11 protein-coding genes, 4 tRNA genes, 4 other RNA genes and 2 pseudogenes are annotated in these 12,629 nt (G+C 35.2%); 4 read left to right on the top strand and 17 right to left on the bottom strand.

Translation table 11 applies throughout. The features are described 5' to 3' along the window. Positions 1-132 precede the first annotated feature (132 nt). The 6 genes from COD92_RS03355 to ssrA (COD92_RS03330) form a co-directional block, all read right to left on the bottom strand. Positions 133-405: a hypothetical protein gene (locus tag COD92_RS03355; RefSeq protein WP_098527108.1), complete on the bottom strand. Its 273-nt coding sequence runs from the start codon at positions 403-405 to the stop codon at positions 133-135. A gap of 283 nt (positions 406-688) precedes the next feature. Beyond that, complete coding sequence (locus COD92_RS03350) at positions 689-907, bottom strand: hypothetical protein (protein WP_098527107.1); 219 nt, start codon at positions 905-907, stop codon at positions 689-691. A 129-nt stretch (positions 908-1,036) separates the two neighbouring features. Then, positions 1,037-1,121, bottom strand: an RNA gene (ffs, locus tag COD92_RS03345) — signal recognition particle sRNA small type. Then, positions 1,121-1,192: transfer RNA gene (locus COD92_RS03340), tRNA-Asn, on the bottom strand. Before COD92_RS03340 ends, ffs (COD92_RS03345) begins: the two co-directional genes overlap by 1 nt. Before the next feature lie 62 nt (positions 1,193-1,254). Next, positions 1,255-1,330 (bottom strand) — tRNA-Thr (locus COD92_RS03335). Positions 1,331-1,555: 225 nt separating this feature from the next. Further along, positions 1,556-1,897: a transfer-messenger RNA gene (ssrA, locus tag COD92_RS03330) on the bottom strand. 501 nt (positions 1,898-2,398) lie between these two features. Here ssrA (COD92_RS03330) and COD92_RS03325 point away from each other — a divergent pair. Further along, the gene (locus COD92_RS03325) at positions 2,399-3,166 is read left to right on the top strand and encodes a DUF3891 family protein (protein ID WP_098532450.1); all 768 of its coding nucleotides are present in this window, start codon (positions 2,399-2,401) and stop codon (positions 3,164-3,166) included. A gap of 8 nt (positions 3,167-3,174) precedes the next feature. Here the strand turns inward: COD92_RS03325 and COD92_RS03320 are convergent, their stop codons facing one another. Further along, the gene (locus COD92_RS03320) at positions 3,175-3,675 is read right to left on the bottom strand and encodes a hypothetical protein (protein ID WP_141561072.1); all 501 of its coding nucleotides are present in this window, start codon (positions 3,673-3,675) and stop codon (positions 3,175-3,177) included. 584 nt (positions 3,676-4,259) lie between these two features. Here COD92_RS03320 and COD92_RS03310 point away from each other — a divergent pair. Then, positions 4,260-4,742: a hypothetical protein gene (locus COD92_RS03310; RefSeq protein WP_098532447.1), complete on the top strand. Its 483-nt coding sequence runs from the start codon at positions 4,260-4,262 to the stop codon at positions 4,740-4,742. A 201-nt stretch (positions 4,743-4,943) separates the two neighbouring features. On the opposite strand, the pseudogene COD92_RS03305 reads toward COD92_RS03310, so the two are convergent. The 8 genes and pseudogenes from COD92_RS03305 to COD92_RS03275 all read right to left on the bottom strand — a co-directional run. Beyond that, a pseudogene (locus COD92_RS03305) lies at positions 4,944-5,695 on the bottom strand (aldo/keto reductase); the annotation flags it as partial. After that, positions 5,668-5,916: pseudogene (locus COD92_RS33240) on the bottom strand (IS3 family transposase); the annotation flags it as partial. The pseudogenes COD92_RS33240 and COD92_RS03305, both read right to left, overlap by 28 nt. A 15-nt stretch (positions 5,917-5,931) precedes the next feature. Then, the gene (locus COD92_RS03300) at positions 5,932-6,156 is read right to left on the bottom strand and encodes a transposase (RefSeq protein ID WP_098532446.1); all 225 of its coding nucleotides are present in this window, start codon (positions 6,154-6,156) and stop codon (positions 5,932-5,934) included. Between the two features lie 190 nt (positions 6,157-6,346). Beyond that, positions 6,347-7,585 carry a serine/threonine transporter SstT gene (sstT, locus tag COD92_RS03295; protein WP_098532445.1) on the bottom strand — a complete coding sequence of 413 codons (1,239 nt, stop codon included), beginning with the start codon at positions 7,583-7,585 and terminating at the stop codon, positions 6,347-6,349. A gap of 462 nt (positions 7,586-8,047) precedes the next feature. Beyond that, an RNA gene (gene ffs / locus COD92_RS03290) (signal recognition particle sRNA small type) lies at positions 8,048-8,132 on the bottom strand. After that, positions 8,132-8,203 (bottom strand) — tRNA-Asn (locus COD92_RS03285). Before COD92_RS03285 ends, ffs (COD92_RS03290) begins: the two co-directional genes overlap by 1 nt. A 15-nt stretch (positions 8,204-8,218) precedes the next feature. Continuing rightward, positions 8,219-8,581, bottom strand: a transfer-messenger RNA (tmRNA) gene (gene ssrA, locus COD92_RS03280). A 9-nt stretch (positions 8,582-8,590) separates the two neighbouring features. Continuing rightward, positions 8,591-8,681 (bottom strand) — tRNA-Ser (locus tag COD92_RS03275). Between the two features lie 294 nt (positions 8,682-8,975). On the opposite strand from COD92_RS03275, the gene bacA reads away from it, so the two are divergent. Next, entirely contained in the window at positions 8,976-9,773 is a 798-nt protein-coding gene (gene bacA, locus COD92_RS03270; protein WP_098533439.1) for an undecaprenyl-diphosphate phosphatase, read from the top strand. Positions 9,774-9,948: 175 nt separating this feature from the next. Further along, positions 9,949-10,431: a hypothetical protein gene (locus tag COD92_RS03265; RefSeq protein ID WP_098533441.1), complete on the top strand. Its 483-nt coding sequence runs from the start codon at positions 9,949-9,951 to the stop codon at positions 10,429-10,431. Between the two features lie 72 nt (positions 10,432-10,503). Here the strand turns inward: COD92_RS03265 and COD92_RS31770 are convergent, their stop codons facing one another. Both COD92_RS31770 and COD92_RS03255 read right to left on the bottom strand, forming a co-directional pair. Then, positions 10,504-11,214 (bottom strand): hypothetical protein, encoded by a 711-nt coding sequence (locus COD92_RS31770; RefSeq protein WP_176541459.1) that lies wholly within the window; start codon positions 11,212-11,214, stop codon positions 10,504-10,506. 267 nt (positions 11,215-11,481) lie between these two features. Beyond that, entirely contained in the window at positions 11,482-12,384 is a 903-nt protein-coding gene (locus tag COD92_RS03255; protein WP_098533442.1) for a DMT family transporter, read from the bottom strand. Positions 12,385-12,629: the final 245 nt, after the last annotated feature.

Here is a 12,629-nt window from a genome sequence, read left to right as displayed (position 1 = left end):
AATGCGCTGTTTCCATCAAAGCGGACAAAGGTGGTTATTAATCTATTTAAATGAGACATAATTAACAATAATAAGAAGCGATCTATTCTTGAACTAACGTGCACCTCAAGGAATCAATAGTACTCGAATTTTTTATTTCACTTCTTCCCAATAATATTGGATAGCTTCTTTCCTAACTACTTCTGGACAATCAACCTCATCATCCCAATGGTCATAATTGTTTTCTCCATTTACATGCTGGATATCTACACTGTAAAATTTATCTTTGTATTTGAAGATAATGACTAACATCTCCGAATATCCAGCATCATCGTTTCCAAGTTCCTGAACAAATTCAAGTCCGTAACTTTCATGACTTTTACGTTCAGCAACAGAATCTAGTATTATATTTTTAGGAAACTTCATCTTTCTCGCTCCTCCATATTAAAAGCGTATTTTGTTGTTTTACTTATCTATAAAATCACATTTTTAGAGTCATTTCAAGTCAAAATAATGGCTATTTTTCCATTCAACGTTTTACATACCAAATTAGTCGATTATTGAAAAAGCCTCCCAATTAAATATAGGGAGGCTCACTAGTAATTTGAATCGAATATCGCGTTTTTTGGTTTTAGTTGAATCAATCGAAAGAGCGAGTTTTATTAGGATATTTTGCTATGATCAGGATTTATTATAGATGTATGGAATACTAATCAATGACTCTTGCTACCTCATGTCCGCATTTCTTACATTTTCCACGCAATACGATTCCTGAAGGCGAGTCTTCAACAGTATATTTTTCAATTGTGACTACATCCCCACAAGAACCACACCAAACATTTTGTTCAAGCATTCTACGTGTTTCTTCCGGAATAGAAAGCCATTTTTTATTTGCAGCAAATGAGATTACATCTTTATCGTTTTTCATATTAACAACTCCTTCTAATTACATCATAAACTTCAGTTTCCTATTTATATTGAATCATTTTCCATGCTTTATGTAAAAAGAAAAACGCTAAACTCGAATTAAAAGAGTTTAGCGTTTTTTGTTTCGTCCTATGTAATAGCCCACACAATTTCACCAGTTATGGCTGCTGCGTTCCCGCCCTGACCTGTTCCTAGTGTCCTTGTTGGACTATGACTCCGCAGGTAGGACTCGAACCTACGACCGATCGGTTAACAGCCGATAGCTCTACCACTGAGCTACTGCGGAAAAATGGCAAGTTATTTTGCTATCACAAAAAACTATGGTTATTTTGCTAACGCAAAAAACTCTGGTGCCGGCTAGAGGACTTGAACCCCCAACCTACTGATTACAAGTCAGTTGCTCTACCAATTGAGCTAAACCGGCATATAATTTAGATAATATTAAGTTTGTACACGCTGGATAGTTAACGTCATCCTGACCTCAGAAAGCTTAAGCAAGCAGCAGCTCGGTCAGTATGCTGATGACCATTCAGGAAGCTTATTCGGTCGTGCTCTACCAATTGAGCTAAACCGGCATATCTATCATCACGTCATGCTTATATTATACTCCTGAGATGAATCTTATTCAAGTATTTTTTTAAAAATTTTTAAGTGGAAATGACGGGAGTTGAACCCGCGTGCAAAGATATTGCCACTTATACCTCTACGAGTGTAGTCAGTATAATTATTTTTCACTTGCTTCTTTAGCCTACTGACAGGCATGGAAGCAGCTAGTCTGGTTATTCTCTTCCTTCATCCTCAGACGGTGGAATTCGGCGTAGTCCACTTAAAGTGAGTCCCTTACCCTACCACATGGACGATGGAGGGAGGCACCGCTATCGTCTGTTATTAGGCAGCGAAAGCGAAGTTGTTGTTTTGTTTGCCAGTTATNNCTCTTGAGTACTTCTCTGTAATAAAAAACTCTTTCGCGAAGTTCCGTTAAGAACTTACAAGAGAAATATATCATGTCATCCAAATGGATGAAAGCTGTAAATTTTGGTAGGTCTAAAGACCTATATATAGCATTAATACCATTGTATGATTACATCTGTTTGATCCTGGTTACTCATAATATTTTGCATTAACGCTTAATTGTTCATTCAAAATTTGTTTCAATGTAATGAAATCGAACAACTACCCATATAGAATATTACTAAAGGTATTATTAATAGAGAATAAAAATGGTTTATTTACCAATAAGGCCAGCTTACTGTCTCTTAGCACAATTATTTTGAATTGAGACTTTCCAATGCTTTTTTTCCTCTCGGTCTAAAAAAATTTATTTGTGACGTTTTAACCTTTTTTGATCGCCTCTTGGGCATAAATAGTTTCTATTATAACCTTTTAAGGAATTGTTTACTGCCTTTTGGGAACAAATAACTTTTATTGTGACCAAATAAGCTGTTTTTCCTGCCTCTCGGGTTCAATAATAATTCTTATAACATAGAAGGGTATGAGAAAGATGATTATATGTGAGTATAAACAAAGCTTTATCATGATTTCACAACATGACCATGCAAAAATATCAGGTGAAATCGCACAAAATTGGAACGATGACTTTTTTTATGGGATAGACAAAAAAGAAGAGGTGGTTCTTGCTGCCTATGAACATGATCGTGGATGGATTGATTTAGATGCCGCCCCATTATGGAACGACCAACACCAAATACCTTATTCTTTTGTAGACTTCCCGATAGAAGAAAAGACTACTCACTATAAAACAGGAATAGATGAAGTAGAAAAAATGAATAAGTATGCCGGTCTTCTATGTAGTTTACACTTCGCCTCTTTTTTCGAAAAAGAAACCAATCCAATTGGACAGCAATTTCTTAAACAAGAAATCAAAAGGAAGCACTATCTTTTAAAAGAGTTGGCTATAGATGAAAAGGATAAAAATTTAAAGTATCATCTTAATATTTTACGTTTTTGTGATAACCTTTCCCTTTATATTTGCTTAAATAAACCAGGCGTAAAAAAATTAGATGAGCATCCCTTCTTTCGTAACGGATTTCCGCAATTATTCCCTTTTGCAAACAATCAACATATTCATGCTCAATGGACTAATCAAGTAACCGTTTCGCTTTCTTTATCTCCTCTGAAGAAAGAGTTACAGGTTCAATTAGTATTAAAAGAAGTAAAAAAAGAAGATATTAAGGTAAATGGATTAGTAAGGGCATATACCGATACTCCCTCTTCAATAAGAACAGTGACGTTTATTTAAAATATAACTTAATGCTTTTTAAATTTAGGTTTAAACTTTCCAAGGTTTTTAGTTGAGAAACACTTTGATACTTTAGCAACCACAAACTGAACCATATACAGATTCAATGCATTAACCATCATAAATAAAAAGAATTGAAGCCTATTGATCCTTTTCAAGTGGGCAATTTTTAATTTTTTATATAACCAAACACCAGGGAAAGCATAAAGAAAGTCAACGATTGCATTCACCAATAGAAATAAAGGGAATTTTCCAAACGTAAATTTTAAAATCCACATCGAACCCATTAGATAGGGCCCCCAATGGTTAGGGTACATCCCATCAAAGGTAGGGGTCTTATAAAACCACCACCACTTTTTCTTTCTTGCGTAAGAAAATTGAATTTCTACAAGTTTTGTTAAAATAACGGAAGCTACTAAGTATTTTTTAATGGCATTTCTTCCTATGAATAATGCCGTCATCCAAGATAAAAACATATTTGTTAGTAGAAAAATTTTTCTAAAATCCAAAAATCTTACACATCCTTTCTCCATATTTGTTTGCACCTGTTTAGATTTTTATGTGTGGTGATTGTGTTTTTACCAATATAATCGATCTAAAATGATATTTCCTATTAGGACGCAATTTGTCATCGATTACGAATTAGTTATGTTTAAACCAAAACATGCAATTGTAATATACGGATTCCAAATGTTTATAACGAATCCAATGGATTATTCTAGATTTAAAAATAAGAAAAGCAGTGTGATCAATGAGAATAAAGGGTTCCGTTTTGAGGTGCTTTTTGGATTAATGACACGATAAATTACATATGAATTGGTATATGTCATTTTCTTCATTTATCAGGGATATTAGCTCCTTTTAATGAGTATTGACATCATTTTTTATTTTGGACAATAAGTATTGTGCAATTAAAAAAGAAAGCTTAAATGACTGTCAATATTAATGCCTTCTGGGGTGCCGTTATTTCGGGGTTCTTATTGAACGGGAGGTTAGTTCAAGAAGAACTGGGAATATTTTAGAACCAATTTGCAAAGGATAAATTTGGTAGAATATAATTTATTTCGGCAAAAGAGGGTTAGGTGATTTTTTAATGGAATTTATGAGGTACCAAGGTGAATGGTATGTTTGGATATTATTCCTTATTTTAATATTATTTGTGATATTTATGCCTAAAAGAAATCTAACATGGGCAGGGATATTAGTTACTATGGGAGTAGCTGGACATTTAACTTGGATCTCTGATTCTATTGCAGGGTCGGTATTTGATTTATTTGACCTTGCAAAGAGAAATACTACCGAGCTTAGCGATTCCTTTCTACTTAGCTTTGTTCCTGCTTGTATATCTGTAATTTATGTTAATTTTTATAACTCTCGAAAAAGATGGATTTTTGCAATTAGCTTTACATTAGTGTCTTTTTTCTTAGAATTAGGCTTAGTTAAAGTTGGATACATGAAAAATAAAAACTGGGAAACATGGTATGGGTTACCTGTTTATTTTATAATCTATCGGTTCTTTTTTCCGTGGTTCTTAAAACTAATTACTACTAAAAAGCTAGTAAAAGTATCTTCTTGAATTAACGGGATGAAGATTTGCAAATTCAAAGCTGTCATTTTGGCAGCTTTTCTTATTGCACTATAGGAGTAGATTAGTTTAAGTACATTCCTTCACAAAGTCATAAAAAATATGATCTTCCTAGTTAAGGAATCGTCTTCATTTAAAAAACAAGCTGCCCACTACTATATAGGCAGCCTTTCATTTTGTTATATATACGCATTAATGTTCAAATTTAAAGCTACTGAGCCCTTTCACCATTTCAGGATCTCTATGTGAAAAGAACAAACTCTCTTTCGTATCTAACGTGGCAATCATATCCATGTCTTCTTTACTTAATTCAAAGTCAAAGATATTGAAGTTTTCGATGATTCTTTCCTTATGAACAGACTTTGGAATCACAACGACTCCTCTTTGTGTCAACCAACGCAAAATCACCTGGGCAACAGATTTATTATGCTTTTTAGCTATCGAGACTAATACTTCATTTCCGAACATGTTGTTTCTACCTTCAGCATAAGGTCCCCAGGACTCTATCTGAACATTGTTCTCTTTCATAAATTTAGCACTTTCGATTTGTTGGCTGAAAGGATGCGTTTCAATCTGGTTTACAGCAGGAGTTACTTCATTATGAATAGCCAAGTCGATTAGACGGTCCATGTGAAAGTTACTAACCCCAATCGCCTTGATTTTTCCTTCACGTACAATTCCTCCATTGCACGCCAAGAACCATATACATCTCCAAATGGCTGATGAATTAAATATAAATCCATATAATCCAATTGCAGTTTTTCTAGTGACCTTGCAAATGCCTTTTTTGTGCTCTCATAACCAGTATCCTGAATCCAGAGTTTTGTCGTAATAAACAATTCTTCTCTTCGCACACCACTTCGTTTAATTGCTCTGCCAACTACTTCCTCGTTTTGATAGACAGCAGCTGTATCAATCAGGCGATAACCAGCCATAATAGCGTCGCATTCAACTTTTTTAGATAGGCATTCTCCATCCGTAAACGTTCGATTTCTTGGATAAGGGATTCATTTGTTTGATTGGTTTGATCTTTCTTTTTTCTTTCTTTTGTCAAGGGAGGTCGCCCCTTTTTCTTTGGAAATAGGGCTTCCACTCCTTCTATTTCAACAGCTCTCCTCCAAGTATTGATGATGGAAGGATCAGGAATATTAAACTTCGCCGCTGCCTCATTAAGAGATGCCTAATTATCGTCCATATATTTGAGTACCTCCATTTTAAACTCTGCGGAGTAGTTTGTATAACTTTTTCTTAAGGAATCCTCTCCGTGTTCTAGATAAAGGTTAACCCACGTTTGTATTGTTTTATGAACAGTACCTAACATTTTAGCAATATCCCTAAAAGACAATCCTCCTTTTTCATATTCCTTTACTGCCCATAACTTGTCCTCGAATGTAAATTTAGCCATATAAAAAACTGCACCTCCATTGTTAGTTTTGTGTCTAACAATTTCGGTGCAGTTCAAAAAATGGCGAGTTTTGTTTTTTTTATATGCCAATAGCTAAGTCAAAACAGATGTCATTTCGGCTTGAATTTTTAGAAAAGTACCTCAAAACGGAACCCTTTATCAATGAGAAACACACTGCTTTTCTTATTTATTATGATGCTTTTTGAATATTAATTGTTTTTCCTTCTTTACGCCACTTCTTAAATTCAGCAGTAGCTGTAAAAAGGACGTCCGTAGAAGAGTTTAGTGCCGTTTCAAACGAATCTTGTAACACACCTATGATAAAGCCCACACCTACCACTTGCATCGCAACATCAGATGGAATTCCAAATAAGCTGCAGGCTAAAGGAATCAATAAGAGTGATCCACCAGCAACCCCAGAAGCGCCGCAAGCACAAACAGCGGATAATACGCTGAGGATGAATGCTGTAGGGATGTCCACATGGATGCCCAATGTATGCACGGCTGCAAGTGTTAAAACAGAAATGGTTACTGCTGCCCCAGCCATATTAATCGTAGCACCTAACGGAATCGATACGGAATAGGAATCTTTATCTAAACGTAGATCTTCACATAATCTCATATTTACAGGAATGTTTGCAGCTGAACTACGTGTAAAGAATGCCGTAATTGCACTTTCCTTTAAACACTTAAAAACAAGTGGGTATGGGTTCTGACGAATATTTACGAACACAATGATTGGATTGATAACAAAAGCCACAAAGAGCATGCATCCAATTAATACCGCTAGTAATTTCCCATAGCTTAGTAGAGAGTCGATTCCATTCGTAGTAATCGAATCAATTACTAGCCCCATAATACCAAATGGCGCAAACTTGATCACCCAAGTAACCATTTTGGAAACAGCATCTGAGAAGTTAGATATCAACGTCTTAGTTGTGTCAGAGGCATTTTTTAATGCCACTCCAAGAATGATGGCCCATGCTAAAATACCAATATAGTTGGCATTATAGATTGCTTTAACAGGGTTATCGACTACGTTCAACAATAAGGACTTGAGAACTTCTACCACGCCGCCGGGCGCCGTTACGTCCTCTGCACTTTTTGAAAGGGATATACTGATAGGAAAAATAAAGCTTACAATAACAGCCATTAATCCGGCTAAAAAGGTTCCTAAAAGGTATAGGATGATAATAGATTTCATATTCGTTTGGCGCCCTTTTTTGTGTTGCGCAATGGCCGACATAACCAAGAACAAGACCAATACAGGTGCGATAGCTTTTAACGCACCTACAAATAATGAACCTAAGATGACCACGGGTTTGGCTGTTTCTGGAATTGTTGCTGCTAGAATAATTCCGATAACCAAACCTATAATGATCTGCTTGACAAGACTGATTTGATTCCATTTTTTGAGTAGATTCTTCATAGTTAGTCCCCCTAGACAAGTAATAGATGAAATTTAAATCTGAACAATAAGTTAAAAAAAGATAATAATGTTCGTATTCTGTTGTTTTTATAAAAATCTTAACAAATATCATTATAAGGAATTTTTATGTATATTACAATAATATCATTACTTTCTTTTATATAACAATTATATCCTTTAAAAATACAAATAGTAAAATACGAACGTTCGGGAATTCTGTATCTGATGTAATAATCCATTCGAAATGAAGTGAGGGTTTAAAATATATAAACGAAAGTGGGTGCTTTTTTCACAAAAAAATTGAATATGTTCATTTGATTGGTTATTAACAAGAAACGCATCGATATTAACAAATTGTAGAAAATATAAACAAAAATACAAAACAAAACAACCAGAAAAACATGGAATAAAACAAAAAAGCGCAAAACTCACTGTGAGTTCTGCGCTTTTTCCTTTTTGTCCTATGTAATAACCCACACAATTTTACTAGTTATGGCTGCTGCGTTCCCGCCCTGACCTGTTCCTAGTGTCCTTGTTGAGTTATGACTCCGCAGGTAGGACTCGAACCTACGACCGATCGGTTAACAGCCGATAGCTCTACCACTGAGCTACTGCGGAAAAATGGTAAGTTATGAGTGGAAATGACGGGAGTTGAACCCGTGTGCAAAGATATTGCCACTTATACCTCTACGAGTGTAGTCAGTAAAATTCATTTCACTTACTTCTTTAGCCTACTGACAGGCATGGAAGTAGCTAGTCTGGTTATTCTCTTCCGTCATCCTCAGACGGTGGAATTCGGCGTAGTCCACTTAAGATGAGTCCCTTACCTTACCACATGGACGATGGAAGGAGGAACCACTATCGTCTGTTATTAAGCAGCGAAAGCGAAGTTATTGTTTTGTTTGCCAGTTATTAGGCTTTATCGTTTTAACGAGGCCGAATCCCTCGACTCGCAATATAAGCTCAAACTATCCCTGTCGATACCAAGACATTCCCATAATATAATGGCAGAGAAGAAGGGATTTGAACCCTCGCGCCGGTTACCCGACCTACACCCTTAGCAGGGGCGCCTCTTCAGCCTCTTGAGTACTTCTCTGTAGTAAAACCATCGTGTAAGTTCGGTTAAGAACCTTACAAGAGAAATATATCATCTCTTCGACTTGGAAGATAGCTGTAAATTTTGGTAGTCCAAAAGTCCCGATTGAAATAGCACCCCCTTAGAAAAGAAAAAGCTGCTTTGATGAATGTTAAGCGATTGTATATTTTATTTTTAAAACTTGAAATATTACGCATCTAATACTATACTTCCTTAGACAGAAAATAGATTTTTTTGTCAAAAAAATAGATAAATGCAAGTAAATAACAACAAATTAAGGGAAGAAGGAAAAACATGAACGAACATATCATAGCGTTTATTTTGGGAATTGTAGAAGGGTTAACTGAATTTTTGCCTGTTTCTTCTACAGGTCACTTGATTTTAGTAGGCAGCTTATTGGGCTTTAAAGGACAAAAGGCAAATACCTTTGAGGTAATCATCCAGCTTGGTTCTATGCTAGCCATCTTAGTATTATATTGGAAAAGATACCTGTCACTTTTAAATTTCAGCACAATTGGAAAATCAGAAAAGAAATTAGACGTCATTCACATTATATTGGGGGTTATACCTGCTGCATTAGTAGGATTAATTCTACATGACTTCATAAAAAATCAACTTTTTTCACCCAAGGTAGTAGTAGTCAGCCTTATAGCTGGTGCCATATTAATGTTATATGCAGAAAAAAAACATCGAAATTTTACTTCTAACACAGTGGATGAATTAAGTTATAAACAAGCTTTCACCATTGGATTATTTCAATGTTTAGCTGTAATCCCAGGTTTTTCACGTGCAGGATCAACTATGTCAGGTGGGTTACTAGCTGGTGCAAATCACAAAACGGCAGCTGAGTTTTCCTTTTTGATTGCTCTTCCTATTATGGTGGGAGCCACAGGCTTGGATTTCATTAAAAGTATAGATTTTTTACATACTAGCGACATCCCAATGTTCTCAATCGGGTTTATCACTGCTTTTATTGTAGCAATGTTAGTTGCAATCGTGTTCCTTAAATTGATAGAAAAAATCGGTTTAACTGTTTTTGCCTACTACCGAATTGTGTTGGCAGCACTATTCATCATATTTGTGATACTTTAAGGTGTGAATGTATAAGGTTCAATTGGATTAAGAAAGCTTGAAGCCAAACCAATGGTTTCAGGCTTTTTTATATTATAGTAACTTAAATCGAGACCTTTTGCATGTTAATAGGTCTTTTTATAAAATATATTGGTTAGAATGACTCATACATAATACTGTGTAGAAGGGTGCTTTTATGGTTGGTCTTATCATCGCAACTGTTATTTTTAATCTAATAGCCCTAAAAATTAAAAAGAGGATTTCTCTAAACCTCATGCACCATATTTGGGTATTTACAATTGCATTTCAAACCGTCTTTGATGTTTTTGTTGATTTTAAATACCATGGGTATTGGTATTTCTCAAAAAATATTGATTGGCAGGCAGCTCTTGCACTTTTTCTAGTGCCACCAGTAAATATTGTTTTTTTAAATTACTTCCCTTATAAAAAGACGTTTATGAAAAAAATCCTATATATCACTGGATGGGAGATTGTTTTATTACTTTATGAGGTGATCGCGTTACTTCCAGCTCCATGGGGGTATTTTCATTACGGTTGGTGGACGTTATGGCATTCGTTAGTCATAAACCCAATTCTTCTCATGATATTGTTAGGATACTATAAATGGATTGTCAAATTAGAAAAAAGGTCCACAGTGAGTAGCGACATTAAATATTAATATATCAATTTTGGTCTACACCACATTAATTAAATTAGAACTACTCTGCGGACCCGCTTTAAAAACTTAACGTTAGATGCCTTTAGAATAATTTCGTAAAAACTTCTCCATTGAGGACAACAGAACAGATAAATCCTCATCAAAATTTTGCCTACCTACCAGATTGGTCTTATTGTATTTATTTTTACTCTCATCGTTTAATCTTTGAGGTGATTCATATGGTAGTGATTCATATTGTAATGATTCAAATGGGGTTGATTCAAATGGTTGTGATTCAAAAGGTAGTGATTCATGTTGTAGTGATTTAGGTTTTAGTGATTTAGGTTCTCTTGACTTATGATCTTCGGTTTTAGCCTTTTCAATATTTGGTCCATAACTCACATTTTTAATGTGGAAAATGGTAATGCGCACGACTTCATCATTAGTGACGATATAAACAAAATCGTCTTTTACTTCAATGAGTATCCCCTCAACCGTGTCAGGACCTCCACGATTAATTCTTACCCAAAGATAATTCAATGATTCAAGCAGTTCTTTGAAATTTTCAGCCTTTTTAAATTCAAAATCTTTAGGAACTTTAACGTCGAATTCCCACGGTATTTTCATATTTTCTGTGAAACTCTTAATATGACGAGTGTGGTAATAAACGACCCCATCGTCTTCAGTGAGAACTGCGAAATAATCGTCACCAGCATCTAGTAACTTCCCAATTCTCGATTCTGGGCCGTCTCTGTCAACTTTGATTACTTTATTTGTAAAATACTGCTTGATGTCCTTACCCATTAAAATCTCCCCTTTAATAAATATTTACACTGCATGTATATGTATCACGGCAGGAAGTTGTCCTAGGTAATGGCCTGTCTTTTAATACTTTGGACTCATGCATTGGGTATGGAGGGGGCTGTCTTTGTCAGATAAAGAAAAAAAGAGTGTTAACTGAGTTAACACTTCTCCCCGACTGACCGTCGCACAAAAAGCCACCAAATGGCTGCTTATATGACTATTTATAATTTAATCGACCAAAATTAACTATTCTTTCTATCAATTTATCTATAAATCGATCTGTGCCTTTACTTTTTGGGTTTTAGTTTTCATATTTACAAGACAGATGCTAAAAACAATGAATAAAAGTCCTATGACCAGATTAATCGTAATAGATTCATGTAAAAGAAAAGAACTACATATAATTGCAATTAGAGGAATAAGAAAGGTATACGAACCAACTTTACTAGCTTCTCCCGAACCAACAAGTGTAAAGAAAGCAAGCCATCCAAAAGCAATGACAAAGATTGAGATAAAAAGCAAGTTTGATATAAATGGTAATCTCCATTCGATACTAGACCAGCTTTCAAAGCTCGAACCCACACACGATAAAAATATTCCGCCGATAATCAGTTGAAGGGTAACCATCCATAAGGAATCAACGCGATTTCCAGTTTTCTTTACAAAAACGGTCCCTAATCCCCACCCAATGGCAGAACCTAAGGCAAGAAGAATGCCAATTGCTGAAATATCACCGGTAAAACCCCCAGAGCTTATGACGGCAACACCCACAAAACCGAGAATTAAACCAATGATCTTTAATCCATACATTGATTCTCCCAACCAAATCCAACAAAAAATCCCAAGTAATACGGGCTCAATGAAGACAATAGCGGAAAATAGTCCAGCAGGCATAAAGCCCAGCCCAACTGTTTGCAGACCGTAAAACATTATAATGTTTAATACAGCAGAAACGACGTAAAAATGCCAGTTTTCTTTTAAACGGAGTTGCTTATATCTTGGTAATGCAAAAATGAGCAAGATAAGCCCGCCTAGAAAAGTTCTTAATCCAGCAAACAATAATGGCGGAGTATAGTTAAGTGCCATTTTTGATAATGGCCAATTGACTCCCCACACAGTAACAAGAAACATTAGTAATAAAACAGTTCTTGTTCTCGAATTTTTTTCCATCGATGGACCTCCTAGATGTGAACTACTTTTACAATAATACTTATTTTATTGAAATAAACAATTGATTTGCTCTCTGCACCTACGGATAGTGTAGTGACACGAATTGCCCATCGTCCATAAATTGAACAAAAAAATTAACCCCTTCTTATTTATTATTTAAATTATCAAAACTATTTCGTGTACTCATGAAATGTCTCAGTAAATAAATTACAAATAATTTACATAAAAATCATTAATATTAAGTT

The organism is Bacillus sp. AFS037270 (genome assembly GCF_002585305.1).
Note: the sequence above shows the minus strand (reverse complement) of the source record. Positions and strands in the feature narration are given on the sequence as shown.

Bases quoted from the DNA above. Each gene is read 5' to 3' on its own strand.
- COD92_RS03355 (WP_098527108.1), bottom strand. From the start codon at position 405: ATGAAGTTTCCTAAAAATATAATACTAGATTCTGTTGCTGAACGTAAA.
- COD92_RS03350 (WP_098527107.1), bottom strand. From the start codon at position 907: ATGAAAAACGATAAAGATGTAATCTCATTTGCTGCAAATAAAAAATGG.
- COD92_RS03325 (WP_098532450.1), top strand. From the start codon at position 2,399: ATGAGAAAGATGATTATATGTGAGTATAAACAAAGCTTTATCATGATT.
- COD92_RS03310 (WP_098532447.1), top strand. From the start codon at position 4,260: ATGGAATTTATGAGGTACCAAGGTGAATGGTATGTTTGGATATTATTC.
- COD92_RS03300 (WP_098532446.1), bottom strand. From the start codon at position 6,156: ATGGCTAAATTTACATTCGAGGACAAGTTATGGGCAGTAAAGGAATAT.
- sstT (WP_098532445.1), bottom strand. From the start codon at position 7,585: ATGAAGAATCTACTCAAAAAATGGAATCAAATCAGTCTTGTCAAGCAG.
- bacA (WP_098533439.1), top strand. From the start codon at position 8,976: ATGAACGAACATATCATAGCGTTTATTTTGGGAATTGTAGAAGGGTTA.
- COD92_RS03265 (WP_098533441.1), top strand. From the start codon at position 9,949: ATGGTTGGTCTTATCATCGCAACTGTTATTTTTAATCTAATAGCCCTA.
- COD92_RS31770 (WP_176541459.1), bottom strand. From the start codon at position 11,214: ATGGGTAAGGACATCAAGCAGTATTTTACAAATAAAGTAATCAAAGTT.
- COD92_RS03255 (WP_098533442.1), bottom strand. From the start codon at position 12,384: ATGGAAAAAAATTCGAGAACAAGAACTGTTTTATTACTAATGTTTCTT.